This is a genomic window from Synergistaceae bacterium (assembly GCA_031267575.1).
GTDB lineage: Bacteria > Synergistota > Synergistia > Synergistales > Aminobacteriaceae > JAIRYN01.
In genome coordinates, this window is the sequence record JAIRYN010000032.1 from 1 (window position 1) to 23,078 (window position 23,078).

A 23,078-nucleotide genomic window follows, 5' to 3' on the forward strand; every position below is an offset into this window, starting at 1 on the left:
CAAAAAGAAAAAGAAAAAAATAAGCAGCAACTTCAAAATATTGCAAATGACACTGCAAAAAATTGGGGAAAGTTTATGACTGTTGTTATTTCTCAAAAAGGTATAGATGGTATGTGGGAGGAGATAGAAAAAGATATGTATGCAAAAGGAATAACTTTATATAAAAGCGTCACTGACAATATCACTACGGGGATATATTCCCAAGTACTTGATACGCTCCAGGTATTCGGCGAATTCTCAGTAAATACAAAAACACAACAATGCCGTTATATCATAGAAATGCCAATGTGGGGGGTTAAAGCTATCGATACAAGCTCATATACTCTTCCACAAACACAACCACAGATAAATGTCGTTGATGTTGTGGACGATTATTTAGGAATAATTACTTCAACAGAGAAAACCAAAGAAGGCGGATTTACAATTTTAAGAGTATCTCCCGGAGGACGGTCCGCGTTGGCGGGGGTCAAGGAAAATGATGTTCTGATAAAAATTGATACCCATGAGCTTAAAGAGCATGATATTGAACGGCTGGCGTCTTATGTTGTTCTAAGATATCAGCAAAAAGCCATCCTCACAACTACGCTATTGCGCAATGGGGAAACGAAAGTTGTAGAAATACAATTATAATCTGTCTTATTCGCTCTCAACGTCAGCGGAGTGTTCTTCCTCCGGGTCTGTTATTCGGCTAAATATTATTCAAACCACTTCTAAATTTGAATTTTTTGTCGCTTTTATGGGGGAGCCTTCCAGTACCTTCCCCTCTCCTTGCCTAAACGAACCTCCAGCACGGCCCTGACAGCCCTGTTGGAAAAAGCGATGAACGGGGTAATCGATTTTTACTTTTTGAAGGCAACATGTATGATTGGAGTTTCTCGTTGTTGCCTGGAGTCTTGATAAATTAAGGAAAATTTTGGGGCGTACTAGTACCTCGACAAAGTTAAATTCTAGTATAAAGATGTTCTCAAAAATACACCTTAAGGTAAATTATGAGAATAAAATATACAATATGTCTGGCGAAATTTATCCTTACATTTAATTTTGTCAAGGTACTAGTAACCAAAAGTAGCTTGAAGATTTTGAGAAGGCAAAAGAGGCATAACAAGCGGGAAATAATATAGATATAGCTAAAGGAGATGACGCAATGAAACGTATTCCATGGAAATTGATTTTTGCTTATCTTATATACCCGTTGCAAATAATACTTTTAGCTAATGCAGAAATAGAGAGTAATCTTTTACAGTCAAATTATATTTTGGATTCAAAACTTACAATATTGTTAGTTTTGCTAACAGTGCTTATAGAATACGGGCCCTATGCTGGTGTAGCTTCTTACATACGGTTTTTTTTAAAAAAGGAAATCACGACAAAGAAAGAAATTCTTTTTTTATTGTCCTTCATCCTATTAGCTGGGCAATGTTTACAACGTACCGTAATATACTTATTTTTTCCAACAATATTCGATTCCTTTTTTGCGTACAGCGTTTTTTTCTGGCTCGGTGCAAATTTTGTTATGGTTATTGCCCTTGCTTGTATATTAACTTATTCTGCGGATAGAGGCATCGAAATAGCAGAATCAGGGGGGTAAACCGGCGCGTCTGATTTTCCCCCAGGATGCGCCGGGTGACGTGATTGCTCAGGCGATCCAGGCTGTTCAAATAGGTAAGCGTTACGAAGGTGAGAAAAAATAATCCTCGGTACGAACCGCGCTATTTTACCAAGGAAGATATTCGACTAGGGTTCTTTTTTGTGATTGGGAAGATAGCTCAGGTCTACACGAAAACGCTAAATGGATAAGAAAGGAAGATGAAAATGACAAAAATTAGACGGCGTTATGTTTGGTTTTGTCTTATTTTATACCTCATTGGTTCTATCTCTTTATTTATGATTGCCCGAGGTTCTTTTCCTTATCTAGAGAATCTACTTACTTCAATTGCTTCAATGTGGGTTTGGTTTTCGTCGGTTGGGTTTGGTCTGCACCTTATTATCTTTGAGGTACTTCATATAAGTATTGCAACAATTATTAGATTTGTTACAAAAATTAAATTCATTATAAAAAAAAGAGAAACACGAGCCACGAAAGAAACTCTTGGATGTTACTTTATTACCGTTCTCATTGCTTGAGGATTGAATTATGCCACCTTTCTCGTTGCTTGGGGATTGTATTTTGCCGTTGTTCTCGTTGATTTGGTAGCGCATTATGCCGTAGTACCAATTTTTTTTATTATTTCGGAATTATATTTCTCTACGGAATATGCAGGCATTAATATCTTTACCTTAGTCGCTCTATGTTTAATTTTGAAATTTCACGAAAAAATAATCTCACCAACTGCAAATGCTGTAAATGTGAAAGGACCTGACTATTATCGAGAATTAATAGGGCTACGCCTAGATCGCTTCTTTTCTGGTAGTCCGTCCCTGGCGGAGATCATCAAAGCGATCAGGGAGATTGACGATGCGATCAGGAAGACTGACGATCCTGACGATCCTGACAAGTTTATATATATTTGCTATATTTTTATTTTTTTCTCCCTCAAGGTGCTTTTACAATCCGGTATGTAGTAAATTATCCAAATTTAGAAACGCGAAGCATAGAAATTTTCCGAATGGAGGTTTTTCTCGCTATCGCGGACGGAACAGCTCCGACGTGTGATAAACGAGAAGTGTATTCAGCTCTCGCGTCGTTCAGCGTAAATATTCGCGTCTTCGGACAAAGTCAGTAGCACGACGTTGTTGTTCTTTTCTTTACACAACAGTATGCCAACGGTTGGTTTTTCAAAAGCCTGTTTTACATACCGGTCGAAATAATCATAATTTACTTGTGCGTTTACCTCACTCGCTTTACTATTGTCTCTGACCGTATCAATTACTTTTTTCCCTCCATATTTCCCTCCATACAACGTCGACGCGCCCATAACAAGCACAGGTTTGTTTGGGATAGACCTCTGGTTTGGGAATAGGACTTGCGACTCCCAAAAGAAACACAACATCTTCGCTCAGATGTAAAATAATATCAAAGATGTAAAAAACGCTCAGTATTTTAAGAGGATGGATTTCAGATGTATTTTGAAGGAGAAAATTATGACATTTTCTGAGAAAACGTTGTCCTCGGTGTCCGATAACGCGGACATAGGTGCGGAAAATGTATGTGTGAGCGTAGGCTACAGCGACGACCCCGATACCGTTCTTGCGGGACACGCCGCCGCTCGAGCCGCTTTGCGCCAGGCGGGGATGACGACTCCCTGTGAGTTGGTGCTGCTGTTTGCCACGGCGCGACACGACGCTCAAATTTTGTGCGACGTGGTAGCCTCTATTGTAGGACCTTCCGCTCTCATTCTGGGAGGCGGAGCCGTGGGTGCCATCACCAACGACCGCTTTGGCTACGCTGGCGACCAGGTAATAATGGGGTGTTTCTGGCTGGGAAGCTCGCGGTATAATGTCCACATCCAAGGCGGTCTTCTGGAAAGCGAGGAAGAGACAGGTTGGCAGTTGGGTCGACAGCTAGCGAAGATCGGAGTCTCGGAGAAATCCCCCGTATTGCTCTTCTATGACGCTATCGACCGCACGGGAGGCGGTATGCGTATGCTCATGGCCACCTACCTGCTGGCCGGTATGAATCGAGCCTTGGGCTTTCTTCCCGAACTAACGGGAGCCGGATTGATGGGGGACTATGCCTGCACCGCCACCCGGCAGTGGCTGGGGAAAAATGTGGGCGAACACCACGCCTTAGCCTTGGTTTTTTCCGGAGACATACGCGTTGACACTGTCATCATGCACGGCTGCCGTCCGGCGACTCCCTATTATACGGTCACGAAAGCCGACCACCAGACGATCCTCGAAATCGACGGACAGCCGGCGCTGCGCTTCCTCGACGGACTGCTAGGCCCCGCAACGCCACCGAAGGATTATCCATTTTTCTTGATTCTGGGGGTCAACAAGGGAAAGAAATGGGGTGAGTTCGACGAGAACAACTACGCCAGCCGCCTGTGCCTCGACATCGACAAGGAGCGGGAGGGCATCGTCATGTTCGAGCCGGACATGGTGGAGGGGACGGAGTTTCAGATCATGTACCGTAACCTCGACCTGGACTACATGAGACCGAGGATAGAAGATCTTTTCGGTGGACTGAAAAATGGACTGGAAAACCGAAGACCGGTTCTGGCGTTGTACATAGACTGCGCGGGACGCGCCGCCGGCTATGGGGGGATCGACATGGAGGACGCCGTGATGGTTCAAAAAACCGTCGCCGGTCGCGCGCCCATTTTAGGTATTTACAGCGGAGTAGAGATTGCCTCCGTGAACGGATGTCCCAGGGGACTAGACTGGACAGGCGTGTTCAGCCTGTTCAGCGTGCCGTGCTGAGGGCGGGATGAGAAGTCCAGACGATTATTCCTCGTTGGAGGGATTGCCGAAGGGTGAAGTTCTTCAAGAACTTCGTTACTTGCGCGGCATCGCCGAGCGAAACGCGGCCAAAATTTTGTCCTTGGACTCCCAGTCCATCGCCATCCGCCATGAACTCGAACAAAAAAGGCGAGGATTTACCCTACTGGCAGAGCTGGCGGTAACTTCAAGGCATGACATGAATTATGAAAGTGTTTTTGCCTCCGTTGCCCGGAGGATCAACGCCGCCCTCAACATGGAGCGCACGGTGGTTCTTTTGCCCGCCAAAAGAAACCCCGAAGAAATGTTTGGAGAAAAATCTGAAGAATTTGAAGTCGAGGTACTGCAAGGCTACCCGACGGATAGGGAAAAAACCATCGCGGCCCAGACCATCCGAGTGGACGCGGAACTTCTAAATCCTGATCTCCCAGTGTTGGTCACCGGGGCCGACTCCCTCCAAAGATTGGCGTCCTTGAGGAAGGCCCTGGAGCTGCCGTACCTGATTTCCTCCCCGCTGTTCCTCCACAACGAGGCGGCGGCGATTTTGATCACGGGCAGGATGCAAGAACAGCTTCCGTTTTTCCCTCGGCTTGGGCTGCACGACGTGGAGACGGTGCAGACCGTCAGTGCCCACTTGGTGGCGGTACTCACCGAACAACGTCTGGTCGAGGCGGAAAAGGCTATGTTGGCCGAAATGCTCAAAACGGAGGAGAAGTTGCGTCAGGCCTGGGATTTGGCGGAGAAAAACGCCAGAGCTAAAAGCGAGTTCCTGGCGAACGTCAGCCACGAAATCCGCACCCCCATGAATGCCATTCTAGGAATGACCCACCTTCTGGCCACAGCGAAGCTGGACGACAAAGCGCGAAAATACGTAGACCAGGCCGCTCACTCCGCCGATATCCTGTTGCATGTCATCGACGACATTCTGGAATTTTCCCAAATCGATACGGGACGAATGAAGCTGGAGATTTCGAAGTTTTCTCTCCGGGACCTGATGCGCAACGTGCAGGAGATGATCGAAGAACAGGCTAAGGCTAAATCACTAACCCTGAACGTTCACATCGCTCCCGACGTCCCGGATTCATTGCTGGGCGACGCCTTGCGCCTGGAACAGGTACTGTTGAACTTGGGCAACAACGCCGTGAAGTTCACCGTCACCGGAAAAATCAACATCCATGTTTTCAGCCGCACCTCGCTCCCCAGCAGAACTCAGCTTCTGTTCGAGGTGGAGGACACGGGCATCGGCATGGACAAAGAACAAACGGAATACCTCTTCTCGCCCTTCACTCAGGCCGACGCCTCGACCACGCGCAAGTACGGCGGATTGGGCCTGGGGCTCGCCATCAGCTGGAGCTTGGTGGAAATGATGGGGGGAGAGATCCAATGCGAAAGCTGGATTGGTAAAGGCAGCAAGTTCTCCTTTTTCGTCTTCTGCGGCCTGCCGGAAGAAGGGGAGCAGAGCGAGCCCAAAGAAGGCGAGGTCAAGAGAAAAAACGCGGGCGAACTTTTTCCGCTTGTGGAAGATGTACCCGGCCTCGACGATCTGTGCGGGATGCGTGTCCTTCTAGTGGAAGACAACGAGATTAATCGGATGATCGCCACCGAGCTTCTATCGGACATGGGGGTTGTGGTGAGCACCGCGGAAAACGGTCTGGATGCGTTAGAAACGCTGAAAGACAACGAATACGATATTATTTTAATGGACATTCAAATGCCCAAAATGGACGGGCTGACGGCCACATCTCATATTCGGGCCAACCCCAAGTACGCGGATCTACCGATCCTGGCCCTGACCGCCCACGCTTTGGCCGAGGACCGAGAGGAGAGTCTACTCAGTGGGATGAACGACCACTTGACCAAACCTATAGATCCTGACCAGCTTTTTGAATCCTTAAAACAGTGGGATAAACGCCCAAAAAATGGAATTTAAGATCTTGAAAGCAATTCGGAAGTAATTCAGAAGTAATTCAGAAGCAATTCGAAAGTAATGCGAAAGCAATTCGAAAGTAATTCAGAAGCAATTCAAGACAGCAGAGAAGATTGAGAGGCGGGCGTTTCGAAGCGCTCGCCCCTGTGTCGCTTTTTTAAGACTCAGGCGATGGTGATGTCTTTGTTCAGATAGACATCCTGTACGGCGTTGATGATCTGGACCCCGTCTTTCATGGAACGCTGAAAAGCCTTGCGACCAAGGATCAACCCCATGCCTCCGGCACGCTTGTTGATAACAGCGGTTTTCACCGCCTCAGCCAAGTCGGTCTCGCCGCCCGACGCCCCGCCCGAGTTGATGAGCCCCGCTCGCCCTGAGTAGCAGGAAAGAACCTGGTAACGAGTCAGGTCAATGGGATGCTCCGATGTCAGCTTGGCGTAAACCTCAGGAGACGTTTTCCCGAAATTGAGGGCCGTATAGCCTCCATTGTTCTCCGGAAGTTTTTGTTTGATGATGTCGGCCTCAATAGTGACGCCCAGGTGATTGCCCTGCCCCGTCAGGTCAGCGGAGACGTGATAGTCTTTTTCCTTGGTTTTGAACGCGGAGTTGCGTAGATAACACCAGAGGATCGTCGCCATGCCCAGTTGGTGAGCTTGTTTGAACGCCCGGGAGACCTCCTGGATCTGGCGGGTGGACTCGTCGCTGCCGAAGTAGATCGTAGCCCCCACGGCGACCGCTCCCATATCCCAAGCCTGACTCACGGAGGCGAAAAACACCTGGTCGTGTTTTTCTGGGTAGGAGAGCAGTTCGTTGTGGTTGAGCTTGAGAATGAAGGGGATTTTGTGAGCGTACTTGCGCGCCACCATGCCCAACACGCCAAGCGTGCTGGCGATACCGCTGCACCCAGCCTCAATCCCCAACTTAACGATATTTTCGGGGTCGAAGTAAATGGGGTTAGGGCTGAAGGACGCTCCCGCCGAGTGCTCGACGCCTTGGTCGACGGGGAGAATTGAGATGTATCCCGTCCTCGCCAGTCGCCCGTGTCCATAAAGAGCCGCCAGGGACCGCAACACAGGGATAGGGCGATCCGAGGCCGACCAGACGCGGTCAATGAAGTCGGGCCCCGGCAGGTTCAACGACTCCGCGCTCACCGTTTTGCACTTGTGTTCCAACAAACTTTTAGCGTCTTTGCCCAAAAGTTTTTCGATCTTTTCCATCCCGTCTTTCTTGTCCGCCTTATCCGTGTCCTTCGACATATCGACGCCTGCTACTGAAAACCTACACAAATATGTAATAGTCCAGATTTTTCCTTCTTTATTCCTTCTTTATCCTTCCCTCTTTCGCCAAAGCTACTCAAGTTTGCGCGGAAGTCCAAAGACTTAAATTCCCGTGTAGTCCACGGTACATAGCGTTACACTACCTTTATAGTGTTTACACTATAGTATTTACAATACTTAAGATTCTCGATTGTGATATAGGCTGGCTTGGCCCTCACCAGCGCAGAGACTATTTTGTTGATATAGTTTTTTCTTACACAATCAAGTCCGCAGTCGGTTTTCTGGACTTTAATACGCTGTTTATCTAGGTTAGCAAATTTTACAGTAGCAGGTTTCACCTTCTTTCTATAAATTAATTTTTCGAAAAAATTTACGTTGCTCTCCTTAAAAATACACACTAAAAAACGACGCTCGCGTTTTTTTTATTTTAGCTCATTTCATTATTTTTAGCTTATTTCATTTTAGCTCATTTCAGGCGAGTGTGCTAGCGTCCCGTATAATAAACCAGGAAGGATTTGCAGGGAAGGGAAGAAGTTCTTTCAGCTTGCCAAAATAATATCGAACGCTTGTGTGGTAACATGGCTGAACCCTCAAGCCATTATCGACGGCACGATGTTGCTCGGGGCTTTTCGCGCGACCCTTCCTTCGGATAAAGGATGGCATTTTACCATAGGCGTAATGTTTGCGTCCCTTTTGTGATTTATGGGCATAACCGCCATTTTGCGTATCTTTCGGCACAGGTTCACGCCAAAGATTATCCGTTGGATAAATATCATATGTGGCGCTGTGATAATTGGATACGGCGTCAAGCTGTTTATCGACTTTACAACGAGCGTAGCCCAACTTACGCCGAACGTATAATCTTTATATCATTCAATCGTTCCCGCGCGACGCGCGAGTCTCGGCGGCGCGTGAAAGGAAAGGAGTAGTTTTAATCTTGACCGAGTACATCAGCATCAAAGGCGCCAGAGAGCACAACCTCAAGGACGTGAACGTGGACATCCCCAGGGGGAAGCTGGTGGTCATCACCGGCCCATCGGGATCTGGAAAATCATCCCTGGCCTTTGACACCCTCTACGCCGAGGGACAACGCCGTTACGTGGAGTCCCTTTCCGCCTACGCGAGGCAGTTCCTCGGTGTGCAGAAGAAACCCGACGTGGACGATATTTCAGGACTGTCCCCCGCCATTTCCATTGAGCAGAAGGGCACGGGGCACAATCCTCGCTCCATCGTGGGGACCGTGACGGAGATCTACGACTACCTGCGCTTGCTTTACGGGCGTGTGGGGATCCCCTACTGCCCCAAGTGCGGAAAGCCCGTTCTCCGTCACTCCATCGATGAAATCGTGGCCTTGATCTTTCAAAACGACCTGGGCAAACGAGTGGAGATACTCTCTCCCCTGGTGCGGGGTAAAAAAGGAGAGTTTAAGAACCTATTCGCTCAGACCCGAGAAAAGGGGTACACGCGGGTTCGGGTAGACGGCTCCATTCTGTGGCTGGAAGAAGAGATTGATCTGGACAAGAAGAAGCGGCACAGCATTGAGGTCGTCGTGGACCGCCTGAAGGTGGCTGAGGACCGGAGAAGCCGCGTCACGGAGTCCATTGAGGCGTCACTGAAACTTTCGGGCGGTTTTGTGCTGATTGTCCCCGAAAACGAAAAGGAGTACATGCTGACGGAAAACTACGCCTGCGCCGACTGCGATATCTCCATGCCGGAGATCGAGCCGCGATTGTTTTCCTTCAATAATCCCTTCGGAGCGTGCCCGGACTGTGGAGGATTGGGCAGCCATGAACATTTTTCGGAGGAGCTTTCCATCGACCCAGACCGCACTTTGGAGGAGGGCGCGATTCTGCCCTGGAAAACCAAGCCCTACTTTCTCTCAAAGATCGCGCTTTTCGCAAAAAAATACGGATGGGATCTTTCTCCCAAGTATGGGGAACTGCCCCAGAAGGTCAAAGATTTTATCCTCTACGGCAACGACGACCGGGTCCCGATGATTTTCACGGAACACGGGGTGGACCGTCCCTACATGGGGCGCTACGAGGGGTTCATCCACTGGTTGGAGGCTCGTTGGAACGACACGGAGTCCGAAGCGGTGATCGATGAATTGTCGCCTTACCGGGTGGAGGATATCTGCGCGACCTGCAACGGCCTGAGGCTGAGGGCGGAGGCCCTGACCGTCAAGGTGGGGGGCTATGGGATAGGGGAACTGCTCATGATGCCCATAGACGATTTGGCCCGAGTCGCGAAAAATTTCGAGTTGGGCACAACCCATATGCGCGTCGTGGAACAAGTGATGCTGGAAATCCAAAAGCGCTTGGATTTTCTGGTGAACGTGGGCGTGGGATATTTAACTCTGCTACGGAGAGCGGACACCTTGTCGGGAGGCGAGAGCCAGAGAATCAGGCTGGCCACCCAGATCGGATCGAAGCTCAGCGGCGTGCTCTACGTTCTTGATGAGCCCACCATCGGCCTGCACTCCAGGGACACGGAGCGCCTGGTCAAAACTCTGGAGTCTATTCGTGATCTGGGCAACACAGTGGTGGTGGTGGAACATGACCGCGAAACCATGAAGGCCGCCGACGCCTTAATCGAAATGGGGCCCGCCGCAGGAGAGATGGGAGGAGAGATCCTCTATCACGGAAGCTACGAGGACGTTCTGGCCACCGACGGATTGACGGGGCCCTACCTGCGGGGAGAGGTCACGGGGATTGTTCTTTCCTCAAAGGACGCGTCCCTGGGAAACGTCCTTAGCAACAAAACGGCGGCAAAAAAAAATCGTCGAGAGCCCGGCGGATGGTTTACCGTGAAGGAAGCCGAGCACCACAACCTGAAAAAAATCGACGTTAAGCTCCCCAAGGGGGTTTTTACGTGTATTTGCGGCGTCTCTGGATCAGGCAAAAGCAGTTTTGTTTACGACGTGCTCTACAAGGGTATGAAGCGTATGCTAGACCGAGATTTTCGCGAGCGACCCGGCCAACACGAGAAGATCGTGGGTGGAGAGGACTTCGAGAACGTGGTTCTGGTGGATCAAAGCCCCATCGGGCGCACGCCGCGCTCTAACCCCGCCACCTACACCGGGGTGTTTTCCCTGATCCGGGAGTTTTTCACCGAGCTGACGGAGGCCAAAATTCGGGGCTACAAGCCGGGGCGCTTCAGCTTCAACGTCAAGGGGGGCCGCTGCGAGGCATGTGGTGGCGCGGGGTCGGTTAGGGTGTCGATGCTTTTTCTGCCGGACATTTACGTGGACTGTGAAGTCTGTGGCGGGACGCGCTACAATCACGAAACATTGGAGGTTCGTTTCAAGGACAAATCCATCGCGGACGTACTGGCGATGACTGTGGACAACGCCGTGGATTTTTTCGCGGACATTCCGAGGATCGCGTCGAAACTGCGCCTGATCCAGGACGCGGGGCTGGGGTATATTCGTCTCGGCCAATCGGCACTGACTCTGTCGGGGGGCGAAGCCCAAAGGGTGAAGCTCTCGAAGGAACTGGCCAAACGTTTCGGGGGCAAAACTCTTTATCTGTTGGACGAGCCCACCACGGGGCTTTACTACACGGACGTGCGTAAATTACTGAAAATCGTCCATCGCATCGTCGATCAGGGCAACACAGTGGTGTTCATCGAACATAATCTGGATGTGCTTCTGTCTGCCGACTATATCGTGGACCTAGGGCCAGAGGGAGGCGAGGGAGGTGGCTACGTGGTGGCCGAGGGCACTCCAGAAAAGGTGGTGGCCGCGGAAAAGGGGTATACTTCAAAGTATCTGAAAGAATATCTTGAAGAGCTGGGCCTGCGGGAATCCCGTGGCAAGCGAAAAAAGATAAAAAGCTAAAAAAAAGCTAAAAAAAAGCTAAAAATTGAGGGATGAAGGCCGATGGGAAATAAAGATAAAGGTAGCAGAGATAGAAACAGATACGAGAGCAGTGGATCCGGAAAAACCGGAGGCAAAGGCAAGCCGATGGGAAAAAACGCCGGTCAAAGTGCCGATAGAAGTGATTCGAAGCGAAGTGATTCGAAGCCCGCGGGGTCCAGACCCGCGAAGACTAACCCCACGAGATGGGCTAAGCCTACGGGGGCTGCACCCACAGGGGCTAAGTTTGCAGGGGCCACGGGGCAAAGAAAACCCGCGGCTTCGAAGCCGTGGCGAGAGGGCGTTCCGCTTCGTGACGTTCCGCCTCGTGAGCCCGCGGACGACATCTGCTGGGGGCGTCAGCCGGTTCTGGACCTGGTGAAGACCGTGCCGGGCCGCTGCATGAAGATCGTGATCGCCAACAACGTGCGCCCTCCCTTTTTGGACGAGCTGACAGATGCCGCCCGAGCGGGCAAGGTCGTCTACCAAATGGCGGCCCCAGAAGCGCTGGACGGCCTGTGTCCTGGAGTGCGACATCAGGGCGTGGCCTGTCGCGTTACGGAGGCAAAACTGCTGGAGCTGGAGCCATTCCTGGAGGGGCTCTCCAAGGACAAGCCTGCTCTGATCGTGGTGTTGGATCACATTGAGGATCCACACAACCTGGGTGCTGTGGTGCGATCCGCGGAGGCCGTGGGCGCGGCAGCGGTCTTGTATCCCAAGCGTCGTTCCGCCCTGCCGGGGGGTACGGTGATGAAGGTCAGCGCCGGTGCCGCCATGCGCGTTCCCATGATTCCGGTGGTCAACATCGCGCGCAGTGTCGAACAGTTGAAGGCAGCCGGGTTTTGGACGGTGGGCTTGGAGAACGAGGCACAGTCCTCCCTCTGGGATGAGGCCGATTTGTCGGCGCGGACGGCTTTCGTGATCGGCGCGGAGGGAGAGGGCCTCTCTCGGTTGGTGGGGGAAAAGTGCGACCAACTGCTCCGTATTCCCATCCGGGGCGGAGTAGGGTCCTTGAACGCCAGCGTCGCCGCAGCCCTGGGCATGTTCGAGTGGAGCCGAAGGCAGTCCTAAGAAGGAAAAAAAGAAAGGGGAAAAAAAAGAGGCGAGGCGTTAATCATGGCAACTCACGGAGTCAATGTCACGCAATCTGACAGAGCGGACCTGATGCATACCGATGCATACCATTGAGCATTTATCCGATAAAGCGATACTGCGAATCAGAGGCTATATTGAACGTGTACGCGAAGAAGAAGAAGAAGAAGAACTGGAACGTGAGGCTGAAGAAGAAGAACGCCGCTATCAAAGCATGACATTTGACGAAATTGAGACTGAGATTGCGGTTCTGGAAGCGAAGTACGGGACAACGCCGAACGCCGAAACTATGGCGGCGATGAGAGAAGCGGAACAAGGCATCGTAGAACCCGTTACGTTAGAAGAGATAAAGGCCGAATGTGATGCGCTTCGTTACCGAAACTCACGCTTATAAAAGAGACGTGCAAAAAATAAGCGGCGGCAAATATACATGGGCTTTAGTAAACGACTTGCCGGACGTGATAAGAATGCTTGTCGAGGACGCCACATTACCTACCCAATATCACGATCATGCGTTGACTGGTAATTGGATCAATCACAATGAATGTCACGTCAGACCTAAAGAGAATGGCATTATGAAATATTACGAGACGCTACTCTTGAGGAGCGGGTGAATTATTACAAAGTTGAAGGTAAAAAAGCGGCGGCTCAAAGGGAAGCAGATCGATCTCGTCAAGAAACTCTGGCTATTTGAAGTGTGTTCCTAAGTGGAGGGATAAAGATGGCTGCAACAACCGAAGAAATGTTTACGAATATGGGGCTTGCGGATGCTTTTTCTCGATCAATCGGCAAAGTTTAGAACGGAGAATTTGACCGCGTGCTTGTGCGCCCGCGGCATGAGGTCTTTCTGGCGCTGGCGTCGAAATTCGTAAAATTATAGAAGAAAGAAGGTCTGACTTGTGACAAACATAAAAGAAACGCGTATCTCCATCGTGGGAGCGGGGGCTTTGGGTGGAGCGGTGGCCAGGGGACTGTCGAAGGCAGGGTACAGAGTGCTGGCCTCGGACGCGCACCCTGAACGGCTGGACCGAGTGAAGGCGGACGGGGTAGAGTTGACCTCGGACAACGCTAGAGCCGTCCAAGAGGGCGAGGTGGTGATGTTCGCCTTGAAGCCTCATCTGACATTAGGAGTCGTCAAAGAACAGGCACTTTTTTTAAAGGGGAAGCTCTGCGTATCCTTGGCCGCTGTGGTGTCTCTGGATATGCTGGTGGATGCCGTACCCGAGGCCCGATGGGCTCGTGCGATGACAAACATCTGCGCGGCGATCAATTGCGCTTTTACTGGTGTCGCCAGGTCGAAGGCCACCACACACGACGACATGACCTGGTTGAAGGGAACATTCGGCCTGCTGGGGCCCGTGGAGGAATCAGAGGAAAGGAACTTGAACGCTCTGACTGCGCTGACCGGCGCGGCTCCCGCATTTTTCATGTCTTTAATGGAAGCCGCAGCTATGGGAGGCATCCACGCTGGGCTTCCCAAGGACTTGGCCTATAAAGGAGCTATGAGCGCCATGCTGGGGGCCGCCCGTCTGTCGGCGGAGGTGGAGAAGCATCCGGCGGAATTACGAGATGACGTCTGCACTCCCGGCGGCATGACTATTGAGGGCATCTACGAAATCGAGCGGGCGGGGGCACGGGCTGCGCTCATGAAGGCTGTCTTGCTGACGGCGGAAAAAGGCAAGCTCTTGGAGGAGAAAATCGCCGCGTCGCTGACGTAACTCTGCTTGGGCATGAGAGTACAGCCTCTCATCAAACCACCCAAAAACAACCCAAAAACAACCGCCTGACCTCTCCCAGGTGAATATCTCTTAGTTGTATTAATTGTATTTACCACCAACCGGATGTAGCGAGCTTGAACACACTCTCTGGTGATTCTCAAAACCTTGCGGACGTTCGGAGTCGCGACAGCTCTATAGAGTCACGCCGTCTTTGAAGATCGCGATCTCGCCGATGCCTTTGCGCTCGTGGGCGGCACGTTCACCTCCCGCGACACGTAATATTAGACCGGTCAAGCTCTCCGTCGCGGCTTCCCACGTCTGACCGGTCAAAAGCCTTCCCGCGTCGAAATCGATCCAATTCGGATGCTTTGCGGCCAGCTCGCTGTTGGTTGAGACTTTGATCGTCGGGACGACGGTTCCAAAGGGCGTTCCGCGTCCCGTCGTGAAGAGGATCATCTGAGCCCCGGAGGCCGCCAGCGACGTGCAGGACACGATATCGTTGCCTGGCGCAAAGACGATCTGTACCCCACCTCCCGAAAGGGCAGATTGCCCATACCTCAGCACCTGTGTGACGGGCGCGTTTCCTGATTTCTCTACAGCCCCAAGAGATTTTTCTTCGAGGGTCGTGATGCCTCCTTCGCGGTTACCCGGCGATGGGTTTTCGTAAACGGGTTGTCCATGACGAATAAAATATTCTCGAAACCACCGATCCAGCGCGATAAAGTCATCATGCGCGGTTCTATCCACGACGCGAGCGGCGATCACGTCCTCTGCCCCGAACATCTCCGGAATCTCCGTCGCCAGGACCGTCCCACCCGACGCGACAAGGTGCTCAGCAAAACGTCCCAAAAGGGGATTGGCGGTCAGCCCACTGTAGCCGTCACTGCCGCCGCACTTGACGCCGATACAGAGTTCCGACGCCGGAAAAGGCTCGCGGTATCGAGGAGCGGCATCGGCCAGCTCGTCTAGCAGGGGCGCGAAATCTCCCTCCCCATCCTGAAGCCTTATTACACGAAGACGGGGCTCCGGACCGACCCGCTCAATCAGCATCGGAATCTGGAGGTTCTCGCACCCCAGTCCCGCCAGAAGGACGCCCGCGGCATTGGGGTGCCGCGCGAGCCCGGCCAAGAGGTCTGCTGTCATCGTCAGGTCTCCGCCAAGCTGGGAACATCCGAAGGGATGCTCTAGAACTTTCACGTCATCGATCCATGCGGGCTTTTTAGGGCTCCACTCCTGAACCAGGGCGCGAAGCTCCCCATTGACGCAACCGACCGTTGGAATAACCCACAAGTCGTTACGCACTCCTGGGCGTCCGGGGTCCCTCCGGTATCCGGCGAAAGTCCCGGCGATCAGAGGGACCTGGAGACGTGTCACGCCGCAACGTGGCTGATTACGGGAATCCCAGACGGTCAGATCCGCGTCGCCTTCCCCTAGGCGTGTCCCAACGTTGTGTTCATGCACGTGCTCGCCCGGTGCGATGTCGCGCGTCGCCGTGCCAATAGGATGTCCATATTTTACAATTCGTTCCCCTTTCGGAATAAGGACGCGTGCCGCTTTGTGCCCACCGGGGATATCTTGACGCAAGGTGAGCCTCTGCCCTTCGATAAACGCCGTTTGGCCCCGTCGGCCCTGACAAGTAAGGACCACAATATTATCGGCATCATTCAGGAGAATGACGCCGATGTCCGATTGAATATTCGCTTCAGGAGAGTTCATGCAGCAGCGCCCTCTGGATCTCCGCGGACAGGCCGGGAAAAAAGCTCTCCAGCCGCTCGGACAGAGATAGGCCGTGAATCTGCGAAAAATCCTTCAACTCCAGTGCCCCGCCGGGAAGCTCCACGACTCCGCTTCCTCCGTACAGTTCACACATCTTCCCAATGGCCTCGGTCATAAGCGGCGGCAAGCAACCCTCTTTACTAAAATAGTCAACCAAAGTGGGCCGCATTCGGGCGTTGACCTTAGCCACGGAATTCAGCGCGATTGAGCGAAAGCTGTGCCCCAGAGCTGGGTTTTTGAAGCGAGCCAGAACGTCGTCGGCGTAAGCGTGAGTTTCCGTCGAGTCGTCCATGGCGCGGCAGATTTCCTTATGCGTCATCTCGGAGAGCCAAGCCGAGTATTCCGGATGAGACGCGAAGACGTCCACGTTCTCAATGCCATTCAAAAGCGCAACGGGTACGGAAGCGGTATGGGCGCCGTTCAAAATCCTGACCTTCCGGCCGTGATAAAAATCTAATTTATCGTCCGTTACGATGACATTGAGCCCCGCCTGGTCAAAGGGAATGACGTCGAGAATTTTTCTATCGCCCTCGATGACGAACAGGTGAAAAAGCTCTCCGCTCGTGAGCCATTGGTCCTGATGGCCAATCTTCTCGAAAACGCGATCCGCGGCGTCGGCGGGATACCCCGGAACGATGCGGTCGACGAGAGTGTTGTAAAATGAGCAGCTTTCGATGTAGTTGAAAAATTCCATTCCGTAAGCGAAAGACTGCCCATACTGGAGGAGGGTCTTTTTGAGAAGGTCGCCGCTGCGGTCGTTCAACTCCATTGCCATGATCATGACGGGAGGCAAATGCTTGCGCGCGCGATATTCCAGCAGCATCGCCAGCCTCGATGGATAGTTGTGCGTCGCGGATGAATAGTTGTGCGTCGCGGCCGGGTCGAAGAAAATCCCTGCCTCCGTGCTGTTGGAGAGAATCAAGGAAATGTCCTCGCAACCGGCTTCGATGTACTCAGCTGGTTTTTCCAGCGGGCTCACCGCGTTCTTGATCACCCGAACGGCGTCCAAAGTCTCGACGTATTGGGTACCCTCGTATCCGCGCAACAGCACGTGATACTCCTTCGCCGCGGCAATATCGAATACGGGCTCGCCTGGGGTGAGCTGAGCCAAAGTCACCTCGTACTCGATGCCGGTCGTGTCGGATACGCGCTGCAACATCCAGTCGAAAAAGCAACGAAGAAAATTTCCTCCGCCAAACTGAAGTATCTTCACTGGTTTCATAATCTCGCCCTCACATTTTTCGCTTTTCCCGTCGAATATCGACATGTCTTTTACGTACTCGTTATAGAGTCGCTCCGCCGCCTCGTTGGGCAACAGGAAATTTTCGTTCAAGAATGTTCTCACAAGGTGACGCGCTCCTTATTTACATTCTGCATTTACATTCCACATTTACATTCTGCCAAGCAACATCCTCGGCACAAAAAGCGAAATTGGGCGATAGGTCTTCAGCAACCTTACCATTTTCCCAAGAAGCCGGAGAAACAGGAATTTCCCCGGCTTTCTTTGTCTCTTTGTCTCGCGGAGCGTTCCGCGATCAGTTCTTCTTTTTACCGTTTTTGTTACCGTTTTTGCCGATCCAGAACGCAGCTTCGGCCGCAGCCAGTACCAGGAACGCCGCGCCCGTGTTACAGCCACCGCCGCTGCTGCTACTGCTGTTAACATCGTCATCCCTGACTCCCAGCGTCGTCTGCGTGTAATCTGTGAAGCCGGATTTTTTGGACATCTGTCCTTCATAAATTATAATGTAGCTTCCCTCAGGAAGGGTCGTGCCTTCTCCATCGATGTTCTTCGCGTTAAGGGTGATGGCGAAGTCTTTCGAGGTGTCCTCTGGGGCCTCCGCGGAGGTGAATATCGCGTCATTTACTTGAACGGCAAAGGTCGCGTTGCTTCCTTGGGCAGGTTCTTGAAGGTAGAACCAGAAAAAGACGCTTTCACCAGGGTCTAAACCGTTACCCGGGAATTTCACTGTCATTACATCCGAAGACTGAGAGACTGTGATATTTGCCGATTCGTGGTCTGTCTCCGCTTCTGTGACTGAAATTGGGGGAGTGGGGTCAAGACTCTGTGCCCTCAAGGCAATCATACCCGTCTTCGTTCCATCAGCCGATGTTATCATGTAAAAGACGACACGACCTTCACTAAAGTCTTGGAGAGTCCTTGGTTCCGGCGTCACGGTCGCGTCGGGATGAGGCAGAGAGAAATTGACGATCAACGATCTAAGATCGGTCCCATAGGGGACACCGACCAAATACGAACCATCGTTCTGCAGGACTGCAAGATGGTCCGTTCCCTTAATAGTGATCGCTAAATTGGTCAGTTCTACCGAATTCACGTCACCTCGCGCGTCGAGTACCGTCACGACGCACTCCGCCTCGATGCTACCTGCCGGGTTACTTGCACTGACGGTGATGACCGCTTTGCCGACAGACCTCGCCAGAACCGTCCCCTCTTCGTCAACGCCGGCTACCGTCGGGTTGCTCGATCTGAATGCAAAACTGATCGGTTCCGTCGCTGTGTCCGGCTCCACTGTTGGAGTGAGAACAAAAGATTCACCTGCGTAAACATCGAGCGTTCTGCTGTCATCGCTGAGTTTCAGGCCAGTGATGGGGGTGGCGTCAGGAACAATGAGGTCGCTGTTATAATAACTTAAAATATTGCCCGTACCGGAGGAGACTTCTTTAATACTCTTAAACTCTCCCACGCTGAGCGCGTAAGTCTCGCCGTAACCTATTCCCTCAAGCTGGTAGATTATCGATTTGTTACCCTCACCCCATTCTGGGTATTGGGCCTTTGCTCCACCGGAAAGGGTAACTTTGCCAATGGCAATAGGGTTCATTTCCCTGTCAAAGTTTATGATGAGCTGCCCTTTCCCGTTCCGGAGATCTGTCGGATTAATGACCGCGCTCGCGACCTGCGGATGGAAGGAGAAAAACTTGAAGTCCTGATCTTCTGTGAAAAGCGCGTTCCTCACCACGACCTCGAGCCGCGTCGCATTAGTTAAATCCACTCCGCCATCACGGGATACCCTGACCTTGTACAAATTGTTCCCTAGGGGCGTCACTACACCGTCCGCGGTAAAATTCACCAACGTACCAAGGCTCGACTCTGTGCTCAAATAGGATTGATAGTAGGATTGATAAGCTGCGTTATTGGTGCTCGGAATCGTCCCGGTCAGATCTTTTGACGCGAAGACCGTGGCATAAATCACTTGAGTTCCGGTAATGTCAGCAAGCTGCAAGTCGCCTGTGATCTCGACGTCGCCCACTTCGAGTTTGACAATCTCCACGCTCCGCTCCGGCGATGTGTAAAGATTTCCATTGACGGTGACGTTTTCGAAATTGATGTCCGTACCGCAGATGATATTATTCAAGGCTGCGGTTATTCCCAAGTCGGCGTTTGTAAAATCGAAGTTACAATCTCTGATGTTGACGTTTTTGATAGGAGTGTAACCATAGTGCCTGGCGTAAACAAATAAATTGTTGGCCTTTGCACCCTCTGCCGTCCTGTAGTTCGAGATATAGATGTTTTCGATGATTGGAGTCCTTGTCCCGGCGTCGTTTTCCTCGTAGTAGAGTTCGCTGTGGATAGGATATTGCAGAGCCTTGACTTCGGAATCCTTCATGTAAACATCTTTCAGATAGCCGCCCCTCACGGAGTTTGTCTTAATACGAAGCCCTTGTTGCAGTGCTGTGGAATTGAAGATGTTGTCGTGAGCGAAAACGTACTGGATACCGCCCGACATCTCCGAACCGGCGGTCACAGCTCCGTGACCATCCCTCATTTCGTTGTTACGAACGATAACTCCAACTGTCGGCTTGTTCCACGGAGTATAACCGTCGTTGTTACGTCCTGATTTGATGGCGATGCAGTCGTCACCTGTGTTAAAAATATTCTCCTCAATGATGACATTTTGGCTGGATTCGGGGTTACAGCCGTCGTTATTTCCCAGATGGGAATTGATGTGAGTGCCCTTAACCAACACATTTTCGCTCAGAAGTGGATGGATTTCCCACATAGGCGAATTGATGAGGTAAAAATCGGAGATCAATACATTCTTACAGCGATAAGGTTCAATGAAGCTGGGTCTCAGCGTGTTGACCGGTCTCAGGATAGGGTCGGCGTTTCCGGGTGTCAAGTCGGCATAGGTCCTCTCCTCGATGGGGGTCCATCTCGCCACCTGTTCGATCAGTTTGTCACGAGCCGTCATGCTCGCGCCGTCCAAAGTAGTGGTTTTGTAGACTTCATTATTGCCCTGTTGCATCGGAATCGTATTGGTCGTGGTTCCGTCCCAGAACGAAGTTCCGGCAGTTTTCCACGGAAGCCAATTGTAGCTGTCTCCTTGCCCGTTCAACGTCGAGATCGGTCCCATTTCCCCGTTACTCGCTTCCCCGTTACCCGCGCCCGTGATCGCGATGTTCTCGAGTTCATAGGCGTAGATCAGCGGAGAGAAACCCATGAGGTCCATGCCCTCAAAGCGGGTCTTCGTCATGGGATAGAACTGGTAGGTCTTGGTCCTGATAAACTTGATCTCCGCCCCATCGTCCAGGTGGAGTCGTGTGTTGTCAGCCGCGAAATGAATGGCTCCCGTCACGTAAGACCCAGGCGGCACCACAACGGTCCCACCTCCGTGCTGCTTGATGTCCTCCATGGCGGCCTTGAAGACGTTGGTGTAATCGTCCACGTCCTGAGTCTCTCTGACCGCCTGTTTGGGATCCTCAGCACGCCCAACGTAGTATTGCTCTTTAGATTTTCTCAGGTAGGTCGCGAACTTGGGATCCGTGATCTTGACAGAATAGGTAAAGGTCCCTTTGACGGTCTTGAAAACGTAATTTTCATCGGTGTCAAGTACCTGCGGCACGTTGTCCATAACAGTTTTTTCGATTTCGTCATACTTCGACTGGGGCCAATAAGGGTCTTCAGCAGCAAAAACAATTGACGCACTTATCATTAAAACTGAAATAACTGTCAATGCCAGCAATATTCGTCTTCTCATTATTTGCCTTCCTCCTTAAAAATTGTTCAGGCTCAAGTACATCCCCATATTTTAATCCCCATATTTTAAGGTCAATAGTATTACTTTTTCTCGATTCCTCGCTCCCTTCTCCTGCTATGATTCCCCCTCTTAGCGTCCACACAATAAATGATCCACGCAACAAATAATCCACGCAACAAATGATCCACTGCCTGAGCCTTATAATTATAAATAGTCTATGCGCCCATACATTCCCCCCTCGCAAATTGCGCAAAATACACCTGTTGACTACGACAAAAGTCGCACTCCACTCTCTTTTAAGTAAATTAAATTTCCGCAGATCGAATTAATGATACTTTTATTTATCGCTTGCTTACAGGAAAAGACGTAAGACCGGTTTCAGTCGGCTGTCTTTGTCGATCTTAGACTCCCACAACTTTAGTCGTGGGAGTATGTCAAAGATAATCTTCTAAATTATTCTTCATTATAATGCCCGTCTTGATGCGCCCGACGGACATTGGGCGGTTGGAGAGGTATTGATACAGCAGGATCATCGCCTGTTCAGCCTGAGATTCCGGGTCTTTCCAGATGGAAGCGTGCAGAGTGTCGTCGTCGAAAAATGGACTCAATTCCGCGAATGCGTCGCTGCCGATGACCTTTATCCTCCCCGACATTCCAAGATCCCTTATCGCGGTGCACACGCTGTACGTATCGCGTGCCGTAATGGCATAGAGTCCGCTCACATCCGGCAAATTTTTTATAGATGAAACGAGCCTCGCGAGGAATTCTTCCTGGTCGCCAAAGTTGTAAAGCTCGGTCAAGGAGATTTTAGGGCGGCACATCTTCAGGTACGACTGAAAACCGCATCGATTGTCTCTGGCATTTTCGGCCATTTCGTGTCCGCCTGCCACCAGAACCCTACCCCCGCTCGAAAGCAACCTGCCCATCATCTCCGCCGCGAGCCTGCCGATGCGCCCGTTTGGCGCGGATACGAACGCCACGCGTTTCGACCCGATAGCGTCGGAATTGACGGTCACGACCGGTACCCCCCTTTCGGAAAGATAATCGATAACAGCATTGAGCCGGGTTTCGTCCCAACAATGGAGTATCACTCCGTCTTCATCCCTGTGTCTGGCGATATCATAAAGGATTCGCTCTTGACTCTCCCATTCGTCACCGCACTCTAAACGGGTTACCTGGACTCGATAATCGTTCAATTTCTGCTCGGCTATCCCTATTCCATCCCACATTTTGCGAAAGAAAAAATTTTGAGGGTTTGACATGCTCTGTAATACGACGGCAACGTGAAGGGCTTTGCGTTTGAGCGATGACGCCGCTTCGTTGACCGAATAATCCATATTCTGAGCTATGGCAAGAATTTTTTTTCTTGTTTCAGCCCCCACGCCTTCTTTGTCGTAAAGCACCTTGTGGACCGTCACCGCCGACACTCCAGCCTTTATTGCCACATCGCGTAAAGTCGCTCGTTTCGCCATAACGCCGTCAACTTTCACCTATTCAAGATTGCATCACTATTATTAGGTAAACGTTTAACTAATTTGAAGACATTATACCACTTCATAAGAATGTTTGTCAATTTTGAATCTGCCTCGATGCAGGGCAACAGCATTTACTTGTCGATTGCAAAAGTAAATGCAACCTGGACGGCGGGCGAGGGTTGTGATAAATCTTGCAAAAGTGCAAATAAAAGTTTGTTGTAATAAGTAGTGCCAAGATTTTCCATATGAAAAAATGTCCTTCTATAAAATCTCATTTCCTCAAAATCTCATTTTCTCAGCAGAAAAGAGACTCAGGTTATGAAGGTATAATAGTTCCAAGAAATAGGACCACCACCTAAGAAAAATAAGAAAAAACATGGGCATTGAAGTGATCGATCCCAAGTCTCGTTTGAAGCGGTCTATCCCAAACCTCGTTTGAGTAAAGCAAATGCGTTGCTTCCGCACCGTGATTATACGAGCCGCCGTGAACGTACATCAGAAAACACCTCAATTAAGCTCCCCCAGTTCGCTTTGCAAGGCAATAATTTCTTTATCGTTCGACAAGAACTCCGCAAGGTCCGAG

16 protein-coding genes are annotated in these 23,078 nt (G+C 51.0%); 11 read left to right on the forward strand and 5 right to left on the reverse strand.

Annotation, left to right across the window (positions count from 1 at the left end):
• The 5 genes from LBJ36_04650 to LBJ36_04670 all read left to right on the forward strand — a co-directional run.
• Positions 1 to 630: PDZ domain-containing protein (locus tag LBJ36_04650; protein ID MDR1378321.1), on the forward strand; the 630-nt coding region annotated here is incomplete at its 5' end.
• A gap of 514 nt (positions 631 to 1,144) precedes the next feature.
• Positions 1,145 to 1,588 (forward strand): hypothetical protein, encoded by a 444-nt coding sequence (locus tag LBJ36_04655; protein ID MDR1378322.1) that lies wholly within the window; start codon positions 1,145 to 1,147, stop codon positions 1,586 to 1,588.
• A gap of 539 nt (positions 1,589 to 2,127) precedes the next feature.
• On the forward strand, positions 2,128 to 2,562 hold the full coding sequence (locus tag LBJ36_04660) for a hypothetical protein (GenBank protein MDR1378323.1): 435 nt from the start codon (positions 2,128 to 2,130) through the stop codon (positions 2,560 to 2,562).
• A gap of 519 nt (positions 2,563 to 3,081) precedes the next feature.
• Positions 3,082 to 4,362 carry an FIST C-terminal domain-containing protein gene (locus LBJ36_04665; GenBank protein MDR1378324.1) on the forward strand — a complete coding sequence of 427 codons (1,281 nt, stop codon included), beginning with the start codon at positions 3,082 to 3,084 and terminating at the stop codon, positions 4,360 to 4,362.
• Between the two features lie 7 nt (positions 4,363 to 4,369).
• On the forward strand, positions 4,370 to 6,310 hold the full coding sequence (locus tag LBJ36_04670; GenBank protein MDR1378325.1) for a response regulator: 1,941 nt from the start codon (positions 4,370 to 4,372) through the stop codon (positions 6,308 to 6,310).
• Positions 6,311 to 6,471: 161 nt separating this feature from the next.
• Here the strand turns inward: LBJ36_04670 and LBJ36_04675 are convergent, their stop codons facing one another.
• Positions 6,472 to 7,563: a class I fructose-bisphosphate aldolase gene (locus LBJ36_04675; GenBank protein MDR1378326.1), complete on the reverse strand. Its 1,092-nt coding sequence runs from the start codon at positions 7,561 to 7,563 to the stop codon at positions 6,472 to 6,474.
• Between the two features lie 576 nt (positions 7,564 to 8,139).
• Between LBJ36_04675 and LBJ36_04680 the strand changes: the two genes are divergently transcribed.
• From LBJ36_04680 to LBJ36_04705, 6 genes are all read left to right on the forward strand, one after another.
• On the forward strand, positions 8,140 to 8,283 hold the full coding sequence (locus LBJ36_04680; GenBank protein MDR1378327.1) for a hypothetical protein: 144 nt from the start codon (positions 8,140 to 8,142) through the stop codon (positions 8,281 to 8,283).
• A 238-nt stretch (positions 8,284 to 8,521) separates the two neighbouring features.
• Positions 8,522 to 11,422: an excinuclease ABC subunit UvrA gene (uvrA, locus tag LBJ36_04685; GenBank protein ID MDR1378328.1), complete on the forward strand. Its 2,901-nt coding sequence runs from the start codon at positions 8,522 to 8,524 to the stop codon at positions 11,420 to 11,422.
• Between the two features lie 42 nt (positions 11,423 to 11,464).
• On the forward strand, positions 11,465 to 12,511 hold the full coding sequence (gene rlmB, locus LBJ36_04690) for a 23S rRNA (guanosine(2251)-2'-O)-methyltransferase RlmB (GenBank protein MDR1378329.1): 1,047 nt from the start codon (positions 11,465 to 11,467) through the stop codon (positions 12,509 to 12,511).
• A 103-nt stretch (positions 12,512 to 12,614) separates the two neighbouring features.
• Entirely contained in the window at positions 12,615 to 12,926 is a 312-nt protein-coding gene (locus LBJ36_04695) for a hypothetical protein (protein MDR1378330.1), read from the forward strand.
• The gene (locus tag LBJ36_04700; protein ID MDR1378331.1) at positions 12,895 to 13,146 is read left to right on the forward strand and encodes a type II toxin-antitoxin system YafQ family toxin; all 252 of its coding nucleotides are present in this window, start codon (positions 12,895 to 12,897) and stop codon (positions 13,144 to 13,146) included. The genes LBJ36_04695 and LBJ36_04700 overlap by 32 nt, the downstream gene beginning before the upstream one ends.
• A gap of 285 nt (positions 13,147 to 13,431) precedes the next feature.
• Positions 13,432 to 14,250 (forward strand): NAD(P)-binding domain-containing protein, encoded by an 819-nt coding sequence (locus tag LBJ36_04705; GenBank protein MDR1378332.1) that lies wholly within the window; start codon positions 13,432 to 13,434, stop codon positions 14,248 to 14,250.
• A gap of 192 nt (positions 14,251 to 14,442) precedes the next feature.
• Here the strand turns inward: LBJ36_04705 and LBJ36_04710 are convergent, their stop codons facing one another.
• The 4 genes from LBJ36_04710 to LBJ36_04725 form a co-directional block, all read right to left on the reverse strand.
• Entirely contained in the window at positions 14,443 to 15,966 is a 1,524-nt protein-coding gene (locus LBJ36_04710; protein MDR1378333.1) for an altronate dehydratase family protein, read from the reverse strand.
• Positions 15,953 to 17,371 (reverse strand): hypothetical protein, encoded by a 1,419-nt coding sequence (locus LBJ36_04715; GenBank protein ID MDR1378334.1) that lies wholly within the window; start codon positions 17,369 to 17,371, stop codon positions 15,953 to 15,955. The genes LBJ36_04710 and LBJ36_04715 overlap by 14 nt, the downstream gene beginning before the upstream one ends.
• A 190-nt stretch (positions 17,372 to 17,561) precedes the next feature.
• Positions 17,562 to 20,885, reverse strand: a complete 3,324-nt coding sequence (locus LBJ36_04720; GenBank protein ID MDR1378335.1) for an Ig-like domain-containing protein — start codon at positions 20,883 to 20,885, stop codon at positions 17,562 to 17,564.
• 569 nt (positions 20,886 to 21,454) lie between these two features.
• Positions 21,455 to 22,492: a LacI family DNA-binding transcriptional regulator gene (locus LBJ36_04725; protein ID MDR1378336.1), complete on the reverse strand. Its 1,038-nt coding sequence runs from the start codon at positions 22,490 to 22,492 to the stop codon at positions 21,455 to 21,457.
• Between the last annotated feature and the right edge of the window lie 586 nt (positions 22,493 to 23,078).

Excerpts from the sequence above, each read along its gene's own strand:
- LBJ36_04655 (MDR1378322.1), top strand. The coding sequence starts at position 1,145 with ATGAAACGTATTCCATGGAAATTGATTTTTGCTTATCTTATATACCCG.
- LBJ36_04665 (MDR1378324.1), top strand. The coding sequence starts at position 3,082 with ATGACATTTTCTGAGAAAACGTTGTCCTCGGTGTCCGATAACGCGGAC.
- LBJ36_04670 (MDR1378325.1), top strand. The coding sequence starts at position 4,370 with ATGAGAAGTCCAGACGATTATTCCTCGTTGGAGGGATTGCCGAAGGGT.
- LBJ36_04675 (MDR1378326.1), bottom strand. The coding sequence starts at position 7,563 with ATGTCGAAGGACACGGATAAGGCGGACAAGAAAGACGGGATGGAAAAG.
- rlmB (MDR1378329.1), top strand. The coding sequence starts at position 11,465 with ATGGGAAATAAAGATAAAGGTAGCAGAGATAGAAACAGATACGAGAGC.
- LBJ36_04695 (MDR1378330.1), top strand. The coding sequence starts at position 12,615 with ATGCATACCATTGAGCATTTATCCGATAAAGCGATACTGCGAATCAGA.
- LBJ36_04700 (MDR1378331.1), top strand. The coding sequence starts at position 12,895 with ATGCGCTTCGTTACCGAAACTCACGCTTATAAAAGAGACGTGCAAAAA.
- LBJ36_04710 (MDR1378333.1), bottom strand. The coding sequence starts at position 15,966 with ATGAACTCTCCTGAAGCGAATATTCAATCGGACATCGGCGTCATTCTC.
- LBJ36_04725 (MDR1378336.1), bottom strand. The coding sequence starts at position 22,492 with ATGGCGAAACGAGCGACTTTACGCGATGTGGCAATAAAGGCTGGAGTG.